This is a genomic window from Cupriavidus pauculus (assembly GCF_008801835.1).
In the GTDB taxonomy this organism is placed as follows: Bacteria; Pseudomonadota; Gammaproteobacteria; order Burkholderiales; family Burkholderiaceae; genus Cupriavidus; species Cupriavidus pauculus.
Map to the genome: position 1 here is coordinate 35,859 of NZ_VZOW01000027.1, position 18,553 is coordinate 54,411.

At 63.6% G+C, this 18,553-nt stretch carries 20 protein-coding genes; 2 read left to right on the forward strand and 18 right to left on the reverse strand.

What is annotated here, in order from left to right:
- Positions 1–64 precede the first annotated feature (64 nt).
- The 15 genes from F7R19_RS22250 to F7R19_RS22325 form a co-directional block, all read right to left on the reverse strand.
- The gene (locus F7R19_RS22250) at positions 65–1,246 is read right to left on the reverse strand and encodes a DUF6094 domain-containing protein (RefSeq protein WP_404842173.1); all 1,182 of its coding nucleotides are present in this window, start codon (positions 1,244–1,246) and stop codon (positions 65–67) included.
- On the reverse strand, positions 1,243–1,893 hold the full coding sequence (locus F7R19_RS22255; RefSeq protein ID WP_150982054.1) for a hypothetical protein: 651 nt from the start codon (positions 1,891–1,893) through the stop codon (positions 1,243–1,245). Before F7R19_RS22255 ends, F7R19_RS22250 begins: the two co-directional genes overlap by 4 nt.
- A 90-nt stretch (positions 1,894–1,983) precedes the next feature.
- Positions 1,984–2,325 carry a hypothetical protein gene (locus F7R19_RS22260; RefSeq protein ID WP_150982055.1) on the reverse strand — a complete coding sequence of 114 codons (342 nt, stop codon included), beginning with the start codon at positions 2,323–2,325 and terminating at the stop codon, positions 1,984–1,986.
- A 539-nt stretch (positions 2,326–2,864) separates the two neighbouring features.
- Positions 2,865–3,476, reverse strand: a complete 612-nt coding sequence (locus F7R19_RS22270) for a DUF3275 family protein (RefSeq protein ID WP_150982057.1) — start codon at positions 3,474–3,476, stop codon at positions 2,865–2,867.
- 116 nt (positions 3,477–3,592) lie between these two features.
- On the reverse strand, positions 3,593–4,135 hold the full coding sequence (locus tag F7R19_RS22275; protein WP_150982058.1) for an STY4534 family ICE replication protein: 543 nt from the start codon (positions 4,133–4,135) through the stop codon (positions 3,593–3,595).
- 312 nt (positions 4,136–4,447) lie between these two features.
- Positions 4,448–5,290, reverse strand: a complete 843-nt coding sequence (locus F7R19_RS22280; RefSeq protein WP_150982059.1) for a phosphoadenosine phosphosulfate reductase domain-containing protein — start codon at positions 5,288–5,290, stop codon at positions 4,448–4,450.
- 135 nt (positions 5,291–5,425) lie between these two features.
- Positions 5,426–5,791, reverse strand: coding sequence for a DUF3085 domain-containing protein (locus tag F7R19_RS22285; RefSeq protein ID WP_150982060.1), 366 nt, complete (start codon positions 5,789–5,791; stop codon positions 5,426–5,428).
- Positions 5,792–5,886: 95 nt separating this feature from the next.
- Positions 5,887–6,696 (reverse strand): GTPase, encoded by an 810-nt coding sequence (locus tag F7R19_RS22290; RefSeq protein ID WP_150982061.1) that lies wholly within the window; start codon positions 6,694–6,696, stop codon positions 5,887–5,889.
- Positions 6,697–6,983: 287 nt separating this feature from the next.
- The gene (locus F7R19_RS22295; protein WP_003108989.1) at positions 6,984–7,262 is read right to left on the reverse strand and encodes a hypothetical protein; all 279 of its coding nucleotides are present in this window, start codon (positions 7,260–7,262) and stop codon (positions 6,984–6,986) included.
- A 96-nt stretch (positions 7,263–7,358) separates the two neighbouring features.
- Positions 7,359–8,096, reverse strand: coding sequence for a DUF5983 family protein (locus F7R19_RS22300; protein ID WP_003098947.1), 738 nt, complete (start codon positions 8,094–8,096; stop codon positions 7,359–7,361).
- Positions 8,097–8,309: 213 nt separating this feature from the next.
- Positions 8,310–8,702 carry a hypothetical protein gene (locus tag F7R19_RS22305; RefSeq protein WP_003098949.1) on the reverse strand — a complete coding sequence of 131 codons (393 nt, stop codon included), beginning with the start codon at positions 8,700–8,702 and terminating at the stop codon, positions 8,310–8,312.
- Between the two features lie 21 nt (positions 8,703–8,723).
- Positions 8,724–8,936 (reverse strand): hypothetical protein, encoded by a 213-nt coding sequence (locus tag F7R19_RS22310; protein ID WP_003116833.1) that lies wholly within the window; start codon positions 8,934–8,936, stop codon positions 8,724–8,726.
- 337 nt (positions 8,937–9,273) lie between these two features.
- Entirely contained in the window at positions 9,274–9,585 is a 312-nt protein-coding gene (locus F7R19_RS30665; RefSeq protein WP_003108988.1) for a hypothetical protein, read from the reverse strand.
- Between the two features lie 336 nt (positions 9,586–9,921).
- Entirely contained in the window at positions 9,922–10,422 is a 501-nt protein-coding gene (lspA, locus tag F7R19_RS22320; protein ID WP_003098955.1) for a signal peptidase II, read from the reverse strand.
- Positions 10,423–10,425: 3 nt separating this feature from the next.
- Positions 10,426–13,338: a heavy metal translocating P-type ATPase gene (locus F7R19_RS22325; RefSeq protein WP_003098961.1), complete on the reverse strand. Its 2,913-nt coding sequence runs from the start codon at positions 13,336–13,338 to the stop codon at positions 10,426–10,428.
- A 91-nt stretch (positions 13,339–13,429) separates the two neighbouring features.
- Between F7R19_RS22325 and cadR the strand changes: the two genes are divergently transcribed.
- Positions 13,430–13,828: a Cd(II)/Pb(II)-responsive transcriptional regulator gene (gene cadR / locus F7R19_RS22330; protein ID WP_003098965.1), complete on the forward strand. Its 399-nt coding sequence runs from the start codon at positions 13,430–13,432 to the stop codon at positions 13,826–13,828.
- Between the two features lie 67 nt (positions 13,829–13,895).
- Here cadR and F7R19_RS30270 read toward each other — a convergent pair whose 3' ends face one another.
- Positions 13,896–14,270 (reverse strand): DUF3703 domain-containing protein, encoded by a 375-nt coding sequence (locus F7R19_RS30270; RefSeq protein ID WP_055312603.1) that lies wholly within the window; start codon positions 14,268–14,270, stop codon positions 13,896–13,898.
- Positions 14,271–14,282: 12 nt separating this feature from the next.
- The gene (locus F7R19_RS30275; protein WP_003098970.1) at positions 14,283–14,519 is read right to left on the reverse strand and encodes a hypothetical protein; all 237 of its coding nucleotides are present in this window, start codon (positions 14,517–14,519) and stop codon (positions 14,283–14,285) included.
- 384 nt (positions 14,520–14,903) lie between these two features.
- Between F7R19_RS30275 and F7R19_RS22345 the strand changes: the two genes are divergently transcribed.
- Positions 14,904–15,539, forward strand: a complete 636-nt coding sequence (locus F7R19_RS22345; RefSeq protein WP_003098972.1) for a cation transporter — start codon at positions 14,904–14,906, stop codon at positions 15,537–15,539.
- 723 nt (positions 15,540–16,262) lie between these two features.
- Here the strand turns inward: F7R19_RS22345 and F7R19_RS22350 are convergent.
- Positions 16,263–18,293 (reverse strand): DNA topoisomerase III, encoded by a 2,031-nt coding sequence (locus F7R19_RS22350; protein ID WP_003116834.1) that lies wholly within the window; start codon positions 18,291–18,293, stop codon positions 16,263–16,265.
- Between the last annotated feature and the right edge of the window lie 260 nt (positions 18,294–18,553).

Below are 18,553 nucleotides of genomic sequence, written 5' to 3' on the forward strand. Positions count from 1 at the left end.
GCGGGGTGGTAGACCCCGGTTGGGTGGATGAGAGCGACGGCGAGCCGTCGTTGATGAGCCGCGATCAGCGGATGGTCAATACCTCGCCCCGCGTGGCGGAGCCTGGCGTCATGTCCCAGGCTCGGATGACAGGGACGAACTTGTCGGTGAGGATGCGGGTCTCGGCTACGGAGCCGTCGTCGCGCTCGGTGAACTCCTGCTGGAGGGTCTTCTCCTTGTGAGTGTCCCCTTTGACGACGAGCACGCGACCATTCCTGGAGCGCACCACGCCGGAGATCGCGCCTGCGGCCAGGGCCAGGGCGAGATGCCAGTGCGACAACGCACGCGCCGGAGGCCGCAGCGCTTTCTGCGCGGCGCCCAGGTGCGTGTCCACGGACGGCCAGAGCCCTTGCAGCCGGCCGACTTCATCGGCGAACTGCTCCGGTTCCATCGTCACGCGGTAGAAGTGCTCCGGCTCGGCCTGAGCCGCGGGGACGGTATACGGCAGGAACGGCCATTCGCTCGGCAGTTCCTCGGCTTCGGCATCGCCTTGCCCGATCTGCAACAGCAGACCGCGCGTGGCCTTGACCGCATCCGATGCCTGGTCGCGCTGGCGAATGCGCCGACCGAAGATCACCACCTGCCGGAACTGCTTGTCCACCGCCTGGTAGATGCGTAGCTCGGCGAAGTGCCTGGTCAGCCAACCGACCAGCTCGGCGTCGAGCACGTAGGACGGCACGATGAAGACCATCACGCCGCCGTATTGCAGCAGCGGCAAGCTGCGCTGGTAGAAGAGCTTTTCCAGCCGGGCGCGGCCCTGACCCTGGTAGCCGATGTTGCCGTTGACGTCCTTGCTCAGGTCGCCATACGGCGGGTTCAGCCACAACAGGCCGAAGGTCTGGCGGGAGATCAGCGTATCCATCAAGTCGCCGTGGATGCAGTGGTCGACCAGACTGCGGGCATGGCGTGCCCGCTCGGCGTCGTATTCGACTGCGAAGGCCTTGGCCTGCTCGCGCCCGAGGACATGGGCGGCCTCGGCGATCGCCACGCCTTCACCGGCGCACGGATCGATGATGCACATGGGGCCGTTGGCCGGCGCCAGTGCGGACAGCACCCGCTCCAACGTCGGTTCATCGGTCGGGAAATAGCCGTTCTTGATGAAATTGCGGGCAAGCCGCGGAAACATGAGAGCCATGGGATTTCTCCTGGAATGGGATGAAGGAAAGCGGGCATGTGCTGACGCACATGCCCGTGGTGAAGGCTTCAGGCGACGTGCCGCAGGGGCGCGTTCGAGGCCAGCTCGTAGTCGGAAGCGCCGAGCGTTCCGCTGCGAATCAGATCACCGAGCGCGGTGGTCAGCGCCGGCACGTCGATGGCGAGCCGGTGGCCCTCCAGCGGTCCAAGAGCGAACGGGAGGCCGGCCAGCATCTGGCGGGTTTGCAGCAGTTCCAGCACGGTCGCGCGCCAGTGGTCGAGCAGAGGCAACGGGCAGGTGTCCTGCACCAGCGTCCACAGCCGATCGAGCCGGTGCGTGGAATCGCGGGGCAAAAGCGCCAGTGCGCTGGCGTTAGCCTTGTCGGGCTGCACGCAGCGCTTGTCGAACAGCCACACATTGGAGAGCGACCCGAACAGCGTGCGCCGGTAGGCGCGCGTGGCTCGCTTCTCCAGGCGTTCGACGTTGCCGACGAACAGCGGCAGCGAGCCGCCTTCCGGGGTGATGACGTGGAACTGGTCCAGTCCCTGCTCGTCGCGCCCGAGGGTGAGGCGTGCGAGGAACTCCTGAACGGCGGTGTCACGCGCCCAGATGGACAGGAAGATCAGATTGCCCTGATCGTCACCAACGCAGGCGTCGGCCATCAGGTCGGGGCACTCGTCGATGCGGTACAGCGGTTTGGATGAGGCGGAAGCAGGCATGGTGATGTCCTCGATAAAGAGAGAGCAGCACCGCCCGCCAGGGCAATGACTGCCCCGTGGGGTGGATGAAAGAACGCGAATTACCTGGGATCAGAGTTCCCGTTCGGTGAAGGAACCGTCTGCCTGATGCTTGACGGTGCGATTGCCGGTATTCATTTCCTGGTCGCGCTCGGACTGGATGAACATGCTTTCTGGCACAACGATCTGAAAATGACGCAGAACCTCGCGGTAGTAGTCGAGGTCATGGCCGAACGGATCTCTCTCGTGCAGGTTGCTGTACAGAAAATCGTCGTCCTCGACCATTGCCGTGTCGTCGATCAACTCGGCTGGCTTCTGAATCATCAGGAAGAAGTAATCCATCGGCCGATCCCAGCCGAGGATGACGGTGATGGGAAAGCCCTTGTGGGTCGTATCAAAGTAGTGCCGGCTCATGGTGAAGCTCCTAGGTGAAGTTGCCGGAGCTTCCCCATCGGGGAAGAACCCCGGCGGGTGTGTGGAAATGCCGTATGTACGGCGTGGGAACCAATGCAGGGATTTCAGTCCCAGTCGTCGTCTCGATCGCAACCGGCCGGGCAACATCCCAACTCGATCCCGTGCGAGCAATAGCCGTTTTCAGAGTTCCAGCTCCGCGTCGCCTGCCGTTCGGCGGGTGTTGCGTAGCCCCATTCCTGAGCTATTTGCAGCGCTGTTGCGTGCTGGGATTCCGGAAATTGACGAACTTGCGCATCGATCTCCGAACTGAAACGCTCTACGTAGTAGTCGTAAGACAGTCCGCACCCTGCGTTAGCTTGCGTGGCCGCTCTCTCGCAGACAGTTCGCCACGCGGGTTCGTCCGACACAGGGCAGGTATCCCCGCCGGGGGCATTGGAAGTGATCGTTGACATGATGGGAGGCCTTAAGAAAAAGGCCGGAGTCCTCCCTGCGAGGAAGAACCCCGGCGGGCGGTGAACGTCGCCGAGGCGACGGAAAGATCAGGCAGTGGCGAGGTGCCAGTCCTGGGACAGCGGCGCGAACTCGTAGCCCAGCACGCCGAGACGGTCGCGCTGCTCGCGCAGAACACGACGATCGACGGTAGCGTCGAGCTTGACGATCTCGCCCAGCGGCCAGAGGGTGCCGAACAGCGCTGCGTCGTCCGCATCGGCCGAAGCCTCGGGGGACGCCACAGCCGGCTTGGAACCGAACGGCGTGGTGTCGACCAGCGGATCGCGCGGGCCGCGGGACTTCGCCTTGGCCCGAGCCTTGGGCGTTGTTGGTGCGGGAGCCTGCGCTTCCTCGTCGATCGGATCGACTTCCTGCGGGCTCAGTTGTCGGGCTTCGTCACCGCTCAGTTCGTCGATGTTGGAGAGCGTCATTCCGCCCAGCAGGGCGCGGATTTCGATGACCATGCGACCGTTGGCGGTGTACGTGGACGGGCGGATCTCGGCAATAGCGAAATCGCCCTCGTACTTGCCTTCGGCGTACTGGTCGAGTTCGGCGTTCTTCACAACGAACTCGCCGATGGAGGTCGCCAGGCGGCCGACGTTGAAGTCGCCGTTCCTGCCGTGGATGGTCTTGATGGCTAATTGGCCCGGGATGGTAATCATGGGAGGCTCCTGCGAATGAAGGACAGCCACAGGCCTTCGGCGTAGATGACCGACGACGGGGTAGCTGCGGGGAGAAGAACAAGGCCCCGGAGTGCGGGGCCTTGTGGATCAGCGGGTCAGAACGACTCGGCGGACTCCAGTGCGGAGGCCTCGACGTCAGCTTCAGCGGCCGGCGCGGGGGACGCCTGGGCCGGAGCTTCCTGCGGTGCGGGCGTTTCGGCAGAAGCCGGAACGTCGCTTTCGCGGTCGTCGGAGTCGGTCGGCTTGGACTCGGCTTTGTAGACGAGATCGCCGTCGACCTTGATCCAGGAGATGAACAGCAGGCGGGCCTTGAAGCTCACCCCCTGCTCGCCGACGCGCTTCCCCTTGGTATAGGTGAAGACATCGGCCCAGAGGTCGCCGAGGCGGAAGCCGATCAAGACCTTCTTTTCGGCCTTGACCGCATCCTCGCAGCGGCGAACCAGGTGCTGTGCTTCGTTACCCGAAACGCGGGTGTCGAAGCGCACATACGAGACGTCATCGGTAGGACCGTTGAGCGCCGCGATGTCGCAGGCCAGGAAGGGGGAACCTTTCTTGGGCTTCACCTCGCGGATGCGATTGAGGTAGCCCAGACCGGTGATATGCAGGTCGAAAAAGGACTTTTCGCTGGAAGTGGTCATGGTGAATCTCCAGTAGGACAAGAAAGCGGAGACACACCCGACCCAGGCGGGGAAGGTGTGGAACCCCCGCGTGGGTTGATGGAACAGCGATGGCATCACCGTTGGGATCGACGGTCGTTCGCGCATGGATGCCGGTGCGAACTGGCTCAGTCACACGGAAAAACCGTGCGCAGCCTCAAAGACCGAAGGCTGCCTGGCATGTTGCTGACGACGTCAGCGGGACATGGAGTGAGCGTGGCACGCCGGGCCAGGCCGGGGCCACGGATAATCGGAAATTGCATGCGCCCGCATTGGCGATGCAGACCTTGCTCTTCAATCGCCGCAGAAACAGGCGATCGGTTCGTCCGCCGGATCGAACAGGTCGCCTTGATCGGCTGCGAAGCGGGCCAGGTCGGCGTAGCTCGGTCCGTCGACGCGGAAGCGCGCGCCGCTGGGCTTGCTGGCGAGATTCAGCGACTCCATGCGAACCCACCACACGGCCGCTTCCGGGCGGGCCTTGATGAGCGCCAGGCGCTGCCCGCGCGGTTTCAGGAAGCAGAGATCGCAGTTGCCTTCGAGCGTGCGGCCGTTGACGGTCAGCAGCTCCAGGTCAAACGGTTGTGCCTTCCAAAAGGCGGTCACGTCGCGCACGGTTGTTCCGGCTTCGGCCAGCGGCATGCACATGGTCTCGTGGACAGATTCGGTGGAGTGGCCGCGCGCGCGGATCTTGGCGACGCGCCGCTGTTCGTCGGTGCGAATACCGATGAACTGGTCCCACTCCGTCCAGCCAAGCTGCCGCAGGAAGCGGTGCATCGGGCGAATCTTCAGTGAGGTGGTGCAACCGCGCGCGACGGGATTGGGTAGGTACTGGCGCTTGCGGATCAGCGCCTCGAAGGGTTCACCGTCACGGCTCGCGCGCTCGAAATCTACTCGCACGAAACCGGGTGCCTCCGGCTGATATTCAAGCCAATGGACCGGCACGTGCCAGTGTGTGGCGCAGTCGCGCACGAAGCGCAGCGTGGCTTCGACTTCCTTGCCGGTGTTGGCAAAGCAGACCACGGTGTCGGCAGGCAATCCGCTGTTCGCCTGTAGCACGCGCCACAGCATGTAGGCGCTGGTGCGCCCACCGCTGAAGCTGATGCAGGTCGGTTGGTCGATCTTGAACGGGTCGCGCATGGTCGTCTCCGGTGACATGCCGGCGGGCCGGCCGGCGACGAAGGCCGTGCGGCCTGGAGACGAGTGCGGGCGCGCAGCAATAGCCGCGGCGCGAGGAAAAAAAGCCCCCTTGCCGGGGGCGATGAGACCGGAGGGTTAGCCGCTGTTCTTGGTCGGTTCGACCGCCTGCAAGAACAGTTGCGTCTCGGTGGCGGACACTTCGAGATCGTCCTCGCTGTTCAGGATGCGCGTGAAGACGCCATCCTTCGGGTCCAAGAACTCGCCGAAGTCGTCGCCACCCAGCTCGGCGCGTACCAGCTCCCACCAGTCGTCGAACGGGTCGGTATCCGGGTTGCAGCCGACGGCGTAAGCGATCAGCTTCTGGCGGCCATCGGTGCGGCGTTCCCCGCGCTCGGCGAGGAAATACGCACCCTGGTCCTTGGCGAGGATGACGTTGCACTGATTGGCGATTGCTTCCGCCAGCACGGGGCGCAGATCGGCGCCTTTGAATCGCAGTGACATGAATGAATCTCCTATGGATTGAAAAGGAAAAAGGCTCCCCGCCCGATGGGTAGGGAGCCTGCGAGGCAGAGATGCAGACGGGGATGAGTTGGGCTTTACGCCGCCCGACGCTGGCGGGAGGCCTTCGTGCCGGAGGTGACGCTCACCTCGATCTGGCGCCAGCGCCCGTCGTCGATCAAGCGTTCGAGCACTTCGCCGAGCATGTCGAAATACACCTCGTCATGCCGATCGACCAATTCGCCGTCGCGATGCAGCTCCACCACGTAGGTGTCGCCGCCTCGGTCGTACAGCACCGTCACCCGGCCCTCGAACTTCGCGGTCGAGACCGTGAAGCTGATCGCCGGAGGCGTCTCGATGATCTTGGACGGCGTCGGATCGACCCAGGTGAAATCCCGGGCACCCGCATCGACCAGCATGTGGGTGATGCGCCGGAAGCCATCGGGCGCCGGCATTTCCTCCAACTGCTGGATGAGCTGACCCAGCTCCATGCACTGCGGCTCGGGAATGGGCAGCTTGGCCGGCGCGGAGCCGAGGATGTGCGTCTTGACGGTGTAGGGAATGCCGTCGGACGTCATCTCGGTGCGCTCTTCCGGCGTGTCCGCCCGCAGCCCATCGAAACGGCGCCGTGCGTAGGGTTGGACATGCACCTTGGCGCCTTCGTCGGGGACGGTGGTCACCAGCTTGGAATCGAGCACAGCGAACTCGCTCGGCTTGAGCTTGACGACGATGGCATCGTCGGTGATGGCGACTACCTTCCCGTCGAAGGGCTGGGGGTCGACGGCGAAGCCCAATGTCGAAGATTGCGGCTGATCGTCGAACACGCGGTACTTGAACGACCGCACGTTGCGGGGCACGTGGCCTGCGACTAGCGAAGGCATCATGGATTTGATGAGGGAACGGTCCATGGGAATCTCCTTGAGGAAGAAACAAGGGATTCCCCGCCCGCAAGGGAGAGGTCCCTTGTGGGTGGTGTGGATGGACGCGGTACGTCCGTGGAAAACATCGACCAGCACGGCTTCCCGTGCTTGCAGCCTTGAAGGTCTTGGCTGCCTGGGCATGTGTCGGCAACGCCGACGAACATGGGGCAAGAATGGCCCGGGAGTAAGCGGCCCGCTTGCAGGAAACGGCACCCCATCGCACCCGCTTTCCAGCGCTGCGGGCGAGAAAAAGCCCCTCGAAAGGGGCTTGGGGGTCAGGCTTCGTACACGAAGTAGTGTTCTCGCTGACGCGGGAAGAACACGTGCTTCCACGTGTCGCCGCTTGTGTTGCCACCGTCGAATACGACCATTTCGTAGTCGTCAATGTCGGTGTCCACCAGATCGGCGCTGTCGATATGGCGCATGTGCAGCGTACCGCTCATGCGCTCGAACACCAGGATCTGGCCGATGGCGTCGTCCTGGCTCATGGCGTTGACGCAGGCTCCAAGCTGATTCTCGAAGTCGGGCGTGGGCAAGATGAGATCGGGGAACATGAGATTGCTCCTATGGAATTGAACCAGCCCGGCTCCTGGTGGGAGGCGGGCTGGCATATGGGGGATAAAGGGGAAGGCTTGCGCGTCGCGTGTCTGCTAGGTCTCGGCCAGTGGCAAGCCCAGTAGCGCGGGTGCGTCGGCATCGAGGATGAGGATGCGCACATCTGCCTGGCCGGCCAGTTCAAGGATGTTCGCCAGGTCGTCAGGCATGCCCTTGTCGCGGTGCTCCTGTCGAAGCTGCTCAGCACTGATGCCCTCGGCATATTCCAGGTTCTTGTCTGTCCAGGGCGTGGAGATCAGCTTGACGCCAATCGCCGGGCTGTACGGAACCCGAAAGGCGATGAACAGAAAAGCCTCCGGCGTGGCGAGGTCTGCCAGGTTGGCGAGGTACTGGCCGGTTTCCTGGCAGATGTGCGCGCTGCTGACTTCCCAGCACCGGCTGTAATAGCCGGTCTCGAAACTCAACCGCTGCACCACGTCTCGCGCGGCTTCGGCCGAATAGGTATCACCGACATGGACCGGGCGGCCGTCGAGGTCGTCGCCATGGATGGCATAGACCACGGCGCCCACCACGCCTTCGCCGTTGATGCCTTCAACAGCATCACATTCAGCAATCAGCTCGTCGCTGATGGCGTCAGTGCCGCTTTTGATCAACGCGAAGTCGCTGGTGACGATGCAAGGCGATGAGATCAGGTCGTTGTCGGAAAGATGCGCTTGGCTCGTGTGGATGGATCGCCAGACATGCGGGCTTCCGTCCCCGTAGCAGATGCACAGCGTTCGGACGACTCTCAGATTCCAGTAGCCGCGTACAAAGGGATTGGGATTCTGGGTCATGGAATTTCTCCAGATTGAATAATGGAGCCAATTCCCGCCACCGGGAATTGAACCCCGGTGGGTTGAAAGTGGAAAAAGCGTCAGGCGGCACTGATCGAGGGCTTTGGGCCAATCGGCGCAGGCTGACGGAAGAAAAATCGAGGGACATGGCCGCGTGGACGCATGTCCCTCATGGGCAGTGAACAAAAAGACGGTGGTATGCCGCAGACCGGCTCACCAACCGCTGTAGTTCACCAACAGATCGGCGATGACCTTGCGGCGTTGCAGATCGAGACCATCGAAGTCCGACAGTCCTTGGAAGTGGCAGCGCTTGAGCATGGCACCGCCCTCGCGCGCGTTGTAGAAGCTGAACATGGCGGACAGGAACATGCGTTCCCCGCTGCTCAGGACGCCGAGTGCGTCGTTGGCACGCAGCATGTCGGGACGCAGATCCCACTTGCTCTTTGCCTGGTTCAGGCCTTCGCGCGTGCCGTCGCCAAACCATTGCGGGCCTGCGATCTCGACGCCGCGCTTCCAGACCTCGAAGAAGGCTTGGGGCGCGGCGGCGAAATGCTGCTCTTCCCGCATGATCTGATCGACGACTTCCTGGGGCAAAAGCTGGTTCATGACGTGGTTCCTCCAGTTGGATCAGGGTGTGGCGAGCTGGGACCAGCCGCCTCTTTCGAGGGCACGTTGAGCCGCGGCATAGCTGCGGAAGTACTGGCAGGATTCCCGCGAAACGGGACCTTCTGTATCGCGCGTGCCGATGTAGTGGCCGGCGGCGCTATGCAGGATTTCGAGCGGCAGGAACTTGCCGCAATGGATCAAGGCCAACTGGCCGAAAGAGGCTTGCTGGGACATGGACGGGCTCCTTGGAAAAAGCGGGGCCTCGTCCCTCACGGGATGGCAGCTCCCGCACGCGGTTGAGAAAAAAGCATCGGCGTCACGGGTGACGCGCGTCCGCAGACTCGATGCGATGGCGGACTGGCGGGTAGCGCGGAAAGAATCCGCGGCAGCCTGGAAACTCTGGCTGCTGGCATGGTGCTGACGAATCAGCGACACATGCGGGCAGCTTCATGCGCGAGGCGAGCCGCGTCAGCCGGAAATCGGCATTTGCAACAGCCCCGATTGGCGAACGCGGAAAAAAGAAAGCCCCGCAATAAGTGCGGGGCTGTCAGGAGGATGAGGCGAAACTGGGTCAGCGAGGCCTGTCGCCCAGTACATGCTGCTTCCACAGGGCGAATGCCTCGTCCGGTCCCAGCTCTGCGAGGATGACGATGGGCTGGCCCCGACGGGCACGCAGCGATGCGAAATACGCTGGCCGGTCGGCGATGGCGTTGAGCTTGATGCCCTTTAGGAACAGCAACTGGCGGGGGCGAACTTTGGTGGTAACGCAGGCATGATTGCGCTTGTTTGGGGCAAAAGGGCCAGCGAAGCGGGCGGACACGGCCAGAAAACCGCGACGAACTACTTGTACTTGCCAGGCGAGGCGAACGGGTGACATCAGCATATCGCTATGCGGTAAAGAAGACCGTCCTAAAGCTTGCAGGATCCCGGCATAGCTTCATCATCACCTCTCCGTGACGGCTCATTGGAACGAAAAAGGCCAGCATCGCCGTGATGGACTTTCATAATTGCCAGGTCAACTGGCTTGCGTGCTGTTTATTCACAGCAAGGCATTGCGACGTCGTTGCAGCAATCGCCGCCATCGCAACAGGGCGTTGCAGCAAAAGCGGCGGTGGGCGCTAGCATGAGGGCCAAGCCGCGGCCGCTCATGCTGGGGGCCGTTCTCTTCAGATTGGTGTCCTGCACCGTGTGCATTGCGAATTTCCGGATCGTCCCAATGTCACTGGGACTCCTTTGTGGCGGCCGGGTTCTCCACGCTCATGAACGACTGGGCCACCAGCGCGATCGCCCCGCCCACGATGGCCATGTCAGCGATGTTGAAGGCGGGCCAGTGCCAGCCGTGCAGGTGAAAGTCGATGTAGTCGATAACGTGCCCGCGCGTGGCGCGGTCGAACGCGTTGCCCAATGCGCCGCCCAGAATGAGGCTGTACGAAAGGCCTTCCGTTTTGCGCAGCGGCCGGGAGAGCAGCCATGCGAGCCATGCCGATATTGCGAACGCGATCGCCAGAAAAAACCACCGCTGCCAGCCGCCCGCGCCAGCAAGGAAGCTGAACGCCGCGCCGGGATTGAGAGCGTGAACTAGGTTGAAGAATGACGCCACCTCGTGCGACCAACCCAAGGGAGTTGTCGCGTCAATGTAGCTCTTAGCTGCCTGATCGCCGGCGAATATAACGATCGCGAGTGAGTACCACTGCGTCTTGCGAAGAGATGGTTCATCCATTGTTCATGCCGCCTTGAACTTCAGGAGGCGCAGCCCATTGACGACAACCAAAAGACTTGCCCCCATGTCAGCGAACACAGCCATCCACATGGTGGCATGCCCTGTGAACGTCAACGCAAGGAACACCGCCTTGATGCCAAGGGCCAGAACGATGTTCTGCGTGAGGATCGCCGCAGTGCTACGCGACAGCCGGATGAAGGCGGGGATCTTGCGCAGGTCGTCGTCCATCAGGGCGACGTCGGCTGTTTCGATCGCGGTGTCGGTGCCGGCCGCGCCCATGGCGAAGCCGATGTCGGCACGGGCGAGCGCGGGCGAATCGTTGATGCCGTCGCCCACCATGCCCACCTGGCCCTCGCCGCCGACCAGGCTTTCGATGGTCTTGAGCTTGTCTTCGGGCAGTTGGTCACCACGGGCTTCAGAGATTCCGACCTGGGCAGCGATGGCCGCGGCCGTGTGCTGGTTGTCCCCCGTCAGCATCAGCGTGCGCACACCCAGCGCCTGCAGGTCGGCCACCGCCTCACGGCTGGTTTCCTTCACGGTGTCGGCCACTGCAAAAATGCCGAGCACGGTCGCATCGTCCATCAGCAGGATCGCTGTCTTGCCTTGGCGCTCCAGGGTCTCCAGCCGAGCCTGGAGCGTCGCTTCGCTCAGGCCCAGCTCCTGGGCGAGCCTGTGGTTGCCCATGTGCAACATGCGCCCGGCGACGCGGCCGCGCACGCCGCGGCCAGGCAGCGCCGCGAAGTCGTCGACCTCGTGCAGCGCGATGCCGTCACGGTTCGCCTTGCGGGCGATGGCCTGAGACACAGGATGGTCCGAGCGTGCCGCGAGGCTTGCGGCCCAGGCGGCAACTTCCTGCGCCTCGCCGATCAGCGGCACGAAGTCGGTCTGCTCGGGCTTGCCATGTGTGAGTGTGCCGGTCTTGTCCAGGGCCAACGCCTTGAGCTTGCGCCCGCCCTCCAGGTAGACGCCACCCTTGATCAGGATGCCGCGTCGGGCGGCAGCGGCCAAGCCGCTGACGATGGTGACCGGCGTGGAGATGACCAGAGCGCAGGGGCAGGCGATCACCAGCAGTACCAGGGCCTTGTAGACCCAGTCAAACCATGCGCCGCCGAAGGCGAGCGGCGGCACGACGGCAACCAGCACGGACACCGCGAACACCGCCGGCGTGTAGACGCGGGCGAACTGGTCGACGAAGCGCTGCGTGGGCGCACGGCTGCCCTGCGCGGACTCCACGGCATGGATGATGCGCGCGAGCGTCGAGTCGCTGGCGCCTGCGGTCACCTTGTATTCGAAAGAGCCGGTCTCATTGATGGTTCCGGCGAAGACCTGGTCACCTTCGGCCTTCTCGACGGGCAGGCTCTCGCCGGTGATGGGCGCCTGGTTGATGGCCGATCGACCCGAGGTGATCAGGCCGTCCAGTGCGATGCGCTCGCCAGGACGCACGCGGACCACCGCGCCCTTTGCGACCTCCTTGGCCGGCAGCTCTGTCCATGAGCCATCGGCCTGCCGCACGGTCGCGGTCTCGGGCGCCAAGTCCATCAGCCCCCGAATGGCGTTGCGGGCGCGGTCCAGCGACTTCGCCTCGATCACTTCCGCCAACGCGAACAGGAACATGACCATGGCGGCCTCCGGCCAGTGGCCGATCGCCATGCCGCCGGTGACCGCGATGGCCATCAGGGCGTTCATGTTCAGGTTGAGGTTCTTCAGCGCGATCCAGCCCTTCTTGTAGGTGCTGAGGCCGCCGGTGAAGATCGAAACCAGTGCCAGCACGATCACGGCCCAATGATTGCCGTCGTTGACCCAGTACACGCCTTCGGCGGCCACCGCCGCAACGCCCGAAACCGCCATCGGCCACCAATTGGTCTTGTGCGCGGCCACCGGGGCATCGCGCGGCTCATCAGTCCTCTGGACCTCGGCTTCCATGCCCAGCGATTCGATGGCTTCGACTGCCGGCTTGATCGCGTCGGGTGTGTGCCGAACCGTGAGCGTGCGCTGCATCAGGTTGAAATCCATTCCCTGCACGCCCGGCATGCCTTGCAGCTTGCCGCGGATCAGACTTTCCTCGGTCGGACAGTCCATCTTCGCGATGCGAAGTACCGTGGTGGCTGTCTGCATGTCCTGCCGCGCAGCCTGCATTCCAATGGAAGCAAGCGCCTTCTCGATCGGCGCTGAGGTCGCCAGCGTGTGCTGGACTCCCAGCACACGCTGCATCAGATTGAAGTCGAGCGCGGTCACACCCGGCAGCTTGCCCAGCCGGTCGCGGATCAGCGCTTCTTCCGTCGGGCAATCCATGTTCTCGATCCGGTACGTCACCCGCTCGCCGATCGGCGGCGCGGAAACGGCAGCGGTTGGTTGCTGCTGCAGGGCCGAGGATGGGATCACAGCCGCGGCTTCGATCGGCCCCGTGTGGCCGAAGGTCTGCTCCTTGGCGCGCATGCCGATCGAGGCCAGGACCTGCTCCATCTGCGCGCGTGCCTGAGCGAGGTGTTTCACCGACAGGGTGCGCTCAGCGAGGTCGAAGTCGAGGTCCTGAATTCCCTCGACTGCCCCGAGGTGCGAGCGGATGAGTTTCTCCTCGCTCGGGCAGTCCATGTTCTCGATGCGGTAGGTGGTCGACACGGCGGCGTCTCGGACAGCCTGAGCCTTCATGCCCACCGAATTCAGCGCTTGCTCCAAGGCATCGGCCGAGACTTCGCGGTGCGAAATGGTCAACAAACGCTGCGGAAGATCGAACAGGAGCCGCTCGACACCGGGCATGCCCTCCAGCGTTCGCCGCACCAGTGCTTCCTCATTGCGGCAATCCATGTTGCTCACGTGGAAAACGGTGGTTTCAGTGCTGGCCTGCTCACTGGCGCACGCCGTCTGTTGGCCATTGCCGCCGGAGCAGGCGCATGGGCTGGAAGGTTCTTTGTTCATAGATCGCTCTTCATTGACAAGGTTTTCCCCGGATGCCATCATTAGAAAACCTCTAGTAGATATAGAGTCAAGTTTTTTATAGGAAGCAACCATGATGCGGATCGGTGAACTGGGCAAGAAGGCAGATTGCTTGGTGCAGACCGTGCGCTTTTACGAGTCAGAAGGCTTGCTGCCCGAGCCTGCACGTAGCGAGGGCAACTTCAGGCTCTATGACGAAGTCCATTTGCAGCGCTTGCTGTTCATCCGCCGCTGCCGGGCGAAGGACATGACGCTGGATGAGATCCGTCAACTGCTGAACTTACGGGATCGGCCAGAGTTGGGCTGCGGCGAGGTGAACGCGCTGGTCGACGCTCATATCGCGCAAGTGCGGACCAAGATGAAGGAATTGCGCGCCTTGGAGCGCGAGTTAATGGATCTGCGACGCTCCTGCGATAGCGCCCGAACCTCGCGCGAGTGCGGCATTCTCAACAGCTTGGCCGAGCCCGCCTGAAGCTCGAGCGTGTCATCGGTGCTGGAAGTGATCGGGTCCAGTTCTGAGAGCCACGTGCCGCGCTCCATCATGCGAAAGCGCGCGGTTCTGACGTTTTGAGACGGCGTGCGACCGAGGGCGTGGCCCACAGGAGCCAGCGCGAGCCGGACGACCTGCGCGCCGCAATCTCCGCCACCTTACGGGTTCTCCAGGCCAGACCGAGCATCGCGGCGTGGCTGCGCAGGTGCAGGTGCAGGCCAAGGTAGCAGTGCGCCACGACGCGGCCCGACTCATGGGCACGCCACGCAACTCGCGATCGCTTCGCAAGAAGCCGCAAGGCCCGACTCGCGCAAGAATGCGACGTGGGCAAGATCGTATAGCCAGCAGCGCAAGCGTTTGCCGCTGCTGGCCGGCTCCGGAAGGGATAGACAAGCTGCGGGCCGTAGTCCATTGGAAAGTCCATCTTTCTTGAGTGTCACTCTTTGGCGCCCAGCGTGTGCTTTTGCGACCGGAAAGCGCTGAACAAGTGGCCCCCGGGCATCCAGAAATCGCCGTAGTTGACTTGGGCGTCTTCGTGCTCACGCTTGTGATGCCAGCGATGGGCTTCAGCCACCCCGATCAACAATCCCAACGGCCCGACCCGGTATCCCAGATTGGAGTGCTGGAAGGCCAGATGCACGACCAAGAAGCCGAGCCATGCGCCGACGGCCAACCACAGCTTGGAACGCCGCTACTGGCTCAACGGGGAGTGGAAAGGCCGCCCGCCCTCTAGCAAGGCGGCACAAGCGAGCGCGACGATCACTGTGAGTAGCTCCGTCGGAAAAGACGGCCGGCCGGTCGCGAGCTCGCCGAAGAGCACAACCGCAGTGGCGCCACGGATCAGTGGATAGCAGCCATACCGGATGACAGTCGCAATGAAGGGGGCGCATTGGTGCTCATCTGTTCTGTCCTAAAGCTCTGACTGGATTGGAAAACCTTCTAGCTACGGTAGAGTCAAGGGCGTCCGGGAAGACCCTGTGGCAAGTTCGTTGCATCTGCGCCTTGACTCTCCAGCCGCTACAGGCTTCAGCATCCATCGATTTGGAAGGAACAATGCATGGCTGAAAACCACAGAAATCACGAAAACGACGAGTTGGGCCGCCTAGATGCGAGCGATGCGAAGGACCGAAAGATTCTTCTGACTGTGTTGCTGATCAACCTGACGCAGTCCGCCGCCGGCATTGCCCTTGGCATCTGGGCTGGCTCTACGGCGCTGATGGGCGCCGGGTTGGACAACCTCGCCGATGCGTCGGTCTATGCGGTTAGCCTGTATGCCGTCGGTCGTGCGGCAACGGTCAAGGTGGGCGCGGCCCGCTTGTCGGGTTTCTTGCTAATCGGCCTGGCCGCGCTGCTGCTGTTGGAAGTCCTACGCCGCTTCGCTGGAGGGGAAGAGCCTGTCGGCCCAGCCATGATGGCCATGGCCGCGCTGAACGCGGCTTTGAACCTAGTGTGCCTCAGACTACTGCGCCGCCATCGCGGGGAAGATGTGAACTTCAAGGCGTCAGCGATCTTTACCAGCAACGACTCCATCGTCAATGGTGCGATTGTGCTGTCCGGGGTGCTGGTGATGGGGTTCGGGTCGAACATCCCGGATCTGGTGCTGGGCGTCATCGTGGCCGCAATCGCAGCGAATGGGGGGCGGGAAATCCTGCGCGAAGCATCGGAAACAGCTCGCCGTAAGGCGGGCACATAAGGCATGTTTTCGCCCAGTTCATCCCGAGGTTTACCTCTGCAAAAGAGGTAGTCCAGCCTTTGGGCTACGGCCTCGGCTGCAGCCGAGCGTACCATTGGCGATGGCCGCGCGATAGGCGGGCATGCCGTTCTCGACCTCCGTCTGCCGTACAGCAGCGGTGCGCAAGGTTGAGGGTGCATGTCGTCTCTCCTGTTCGTGTGGCCCAGGCCAATGGCCGGGCCGGGACGTTGATGGGCAGGAGAATGGCGCCGAAGGCCCAACGGCCTTCGGCTCGGGAGAAAAGAGGAACCACCCGTGGGCTGATTGGCAGGCCCGGTCGTCGCTAGAACCGTCTGCTCATCAAGCAATCACACCCGGCCCATGTCGTGGCTGGGGCCGGCATCGTCTGGCGCACATCCGCGCACAAAGGGAGCCCGTTTTTGCACCGGCGGGCACCGGCACCGATTACCGCTGACCACGAAGGGTCTCCCGGTGGCTCGTGCAGCCTGGCAAGCCACCGGGAGACCCTTCGCAGAGGGCGGAAGAAACGCAGATCAACAGAACGCGCGTGGTGCGGCTCGCAGAGAAGCTACCTTCAGGTCCCGCGGCCGGGGACGGCTGGGCGGGACGCGCACACGGATCAAGAAGGCGTTGCGCGCTGGGCGTCCCGCAGGGCATGCGGCGGAGTGCGGGACAGGGGCCACGCCGCCGAAGGCGGGCACGGCTCACGGGGAACGGGGGCGGTCAGGAGCCTTTGCGGCCGCTACGGCGCGGGCGCGAGGCGCCGCGCTTGGAGCTGCCGGATTCGACTGGCAGCGTGCCTTTGCAGTCCGGGTAGCGGCTGCACGACCAGAACGGGCCGCTCTTGCCGCTGCGCTGGCGCGTGGGTGCGCCGCACTGCGGGCATGCCGGCCCTTGGGGAACCTTGATGGACAGGGAGGCGCTGCCGTACTGCGCAATCAACTGCGAAATCCACGCGGCCTGCTTGCCGATGAACACGTCCAGGGTGAGCTGTCCGGCCTCGATCATGTCGAGCGCCTGTTCCCAGACGGCGGTGGTGCCAGGGTCGGCAATCGCCGCAGGCACGGCATCGATCAAAGTGAAAGCCGCATCCGAGGCGCGGATGGCGCGCCCCTTCTTCACGAGGTAGCCGCGAGCGATCAGGCCGCCGATGATGTTGGCCCGCGTCGCTTCGGTGCCGATGCCAACCGTATCCTTGAGCTTCTGCTTCAGGCGGGGATCGGACACCAGCTTGGCGACGCCTTTCATGGACTTGACCAACTCGCCTTGCGTGTACGGTTTGGGCGGCAGCGTCTTGAGTGCCTTGAGATCGACGTCGGCCACCTGGCATGCCAGGCCCTCATACAGTTTCGGCAGCGCGGGCAGCACCTGGGCGCGGACCGCAGTATCGCCCTCGCCATCACCGTCTTCGGCCTGCGGCTCGGCGAGCACCTGGCGCCAACCCGGGATGACAACCTGCTTGCCCGTGGCCGCCAGGTTCTGCCCCCCGCACGAAAACTTGGCCACAGTGCGGTCGAACTCGTGGTGAGGGAGGAACTGCGCCAGGTAATGCGACCGGATGAGCCTGTACACGGCCAGTTCCTTCTCGCTCATGGCGGAGAGCTTCGCCGGTTCGAGCGTCGGGATGATGCCGTGGTGCGCCGTGACCTTGCCATCGTTCCAGGCGCGCGAGCGCTGCGAGCGGTCGAGCTGGCCCATGATCGAGCGCAGCGAGGGATCGGTCTTGAGCAGGCTGTCGAGAACGGTGGGCACTTCGGCAAACATGCTCTCGGGCAGGTAGCCGGAGTCCGAGCGGGGGTACGTCGTGGCCTTGTGCGTCTCGTACAGGGCTTGGGCAATCTCCAAGGTTTCCTGCACGTCCAGCCCAAGCTGCTTGGAACACACTTCCTGCAAGGTGCCCAGGTCGAACGGCAGCGGCGGGCCTTCGCGGACACGCTCAGTCTCCACCGACACGACGTGGGCACTGCCCGCAGCGCGGATCTGCTGCATGGTCTGCTGTGCGACCGGCTGCCGCAGGCAGCGGCCTGCGTCGTCGGTGCACGCATCGGGTGGAACCCATTGCGCGGCGAAAGTCGAACCGCCTGCGAACAGGGACACGGCGATGGCCCAGTATGGTACGGACACGAAGCGCGCGATCTCGCGGTCGCGGTCCACAACGAGCTTGAGCGTCGGGGTCTGTACGCGGCCGACCGACAGCACGCCGTCGTAACCCGCCTGTCGCCCCAGCACCGTGAACAGCCGGCTCAGGTTCATGCCCACGAGCCAATCCGCACGGGAGCGCGCCAGCGCCGAGTGGTACATCGAAAGCGTCTCGGCCGAAGGCCGCAGCTTGCCCAGTGCCGCCCGAATGGACGCATCGTTGAGCGCCGACAGCCACAGGCGTTCGATGGGGCCGCGGTAGCCGCAAAGCTCCACGATCTCGCGGGCGATCAATTCGCCCTCGCGGTCGGCATCGGTGGCGATAACCAGGTGAGTCGCCTTCGCCAAGAGCGCCTTGACGACCTTGAATTGCGTGGCGGTCTTCGGTTTGACCTCGACCCGCCAGTGCTGGGGAATGATGGGCAACTGCTCAACGGACCATCGTTTGAGCTGCTCGTCGTAGGCCTCGGGCGGCGCCGCCTCCACGAGATGGCCGATGCACCAGGTGACCGTGACGCCGGAACCGTTGAGGCAGCCTTCACCGCGCTGCGTGGCGCCGAGAATCCGGCCAATGTCTTTGCCCTGGGAGGGCTTCTCGCACAAGAACAGCCGCATATCCGTCCATCCCGATTCCTGTTGTTCATGGAGTTGCTGGGATCGAGGATGCCGAGCGCAGCCCCTGGCAGCAGCAAACAAGCCGCATGCGGCAGCGACCGCTTTCACGCCGATGAAATGGCGAGTGCGGGGAAGGTGCGTGGCCGGAAGTGTGCGGGCCGAGAGCCGCGATTTCCGGGAGCGCGCGTGGAACTCGGTGGACGTTGGTGGAGCTATCCCCTGGGGATAATTCGCAGCGCATGGAGGGCGGCGAAGCACTG

Excerpts from the sequence above, each read along its gene's own strand:
- F7R19_RS22325 (WP_003098961.1), bottom strand. The coding sequence starts at position 13,338 with ATGAACAAAGAACCTTCCAGCCCATGCGCCTGCTCCGGCGGCAATGGC.
- F7R19_RS22255 (WP_150982054.1), bottom strand. The coding sequence starts at position 1,893 with ATGCCTGCTTCCGCCTCATCCAAACCGCTGTACCGCATCGACGAGTGC.
- F7R19_RS22345 (WP_003098972.1), top strand. The coding sequence starts at position 14,904 with ATGGCTGAAAACCACAGAAATCACGAAAACGACGAGTTGGGCCGCCTA.
- F7R19_RS22310 (WP_003116833.1), bottom strand. The coding sequence starts at position 8,936 with ATGTCCCAGCAAGCCTCTTTCGGCCAGTTGGCCTTGATCCATTGCGGC.
- F7R19_RS22295 (WP_003108989.1), bottom strand. The coding sequence starts at position 7,262 with ATGTTCCCCGATCTCATCTTGCCCACGCCCGACTTCGAGAATCAGCTT.
- F7R19_RS22300 (WP_003098947.1), bottom strand. The coding sequence starts at position 8,096 with ATGACCCAGAATCCCAATCCCTTTGTACGCGGCTACTGGAATCTGAGA.
- F7R19_RS22350 (WP_003116834.1), bottom strand. The coding sequence starts at position 18,293 with ATGCGGCTGTTCTTGTGCGAGAAGCCCTCCCAGGGCAAAGACATTGGC.
- F7R19_RS22280 (WP_150982059.1), bottom strand. The coding sequence starts at position 5,290 with ATGCGCGACCCGTTCAAGATCGACCAACCGACCTGCATCAGCTTCAGC.
- F7R19_RS22260 (WP_150982055.1), bottom strand. The coding sequence starts at position 2,325 with ATGAGCCGGCACTACTTTGATACGACCCACAAGGGCTTTCCCATCACC.
- F7R19_RS22270 (WP_150982057.1), bottom strand. The coding sequence starts at position 3,476 with ATGATTACCATCCCGGGCCAATTAGCCATCAAGACCATCCACGGCAGG.
- F7R19_RS22285 (WP_150982060.1), bottom strand. The coding sequence starts at position 5,791 with ATGTCACTGCGATTCAAAGGCGCCGATCTGCGCCCCGTGCTGGCGGAA.
- F7R19_RS22290 (WP_150982061.1), bottom strand. The coding sequence starts at position 6,696 with ATGGACCGTTCCCTCATCAAATCCATGATGCCTTCGCTAGTCGCAGGC.
- F7R19_RS30665 (WP_003108988.1), bottom strand. The coding sequence starts at position 9,585 with ATGCTGATGTCACCCGTTCGCCTCGCCTGGCAAGTACAAGTAGTTCGT.
- lspA (WP_003098955.1), bottom strand. The coding sequence starts at position 10,422 with ATGGATGAACCATCTCTTCGCAAGACGCAGTGGTACTCACTCGCGATC.
- F7R19_RS30270 (WP_055312603.1), bottom strand. The coding sequence starts at position 14,270 with ATGGACTTTCCAATGGACTACGGCCCGCAGCTTGTCTATCCCTTCCGG.
- F7R19_RS22305 (WP_003098949.1), bottom strand. The coding sequence starts at position 8,702 with ATGAACCAGCTTTTGCCCCAGGAAGTCGTCGATCAGATCATGCGGGAA.
- F7R19_RS22275 (WP_150982058.1), bottom strand. The coding sequence starts at position 4,135 with ATGACCACTTCCAGCGAAAAGTCCTTTTTCGACCTGCATATCACCGGT.
- cadR (WP_003098965.1), top strand. The coding sequence starts at position 13,430 with ATGATGCGGATCGGTGAACTGGGCAAGAAGGCAGATTGCTTGGTGCAG.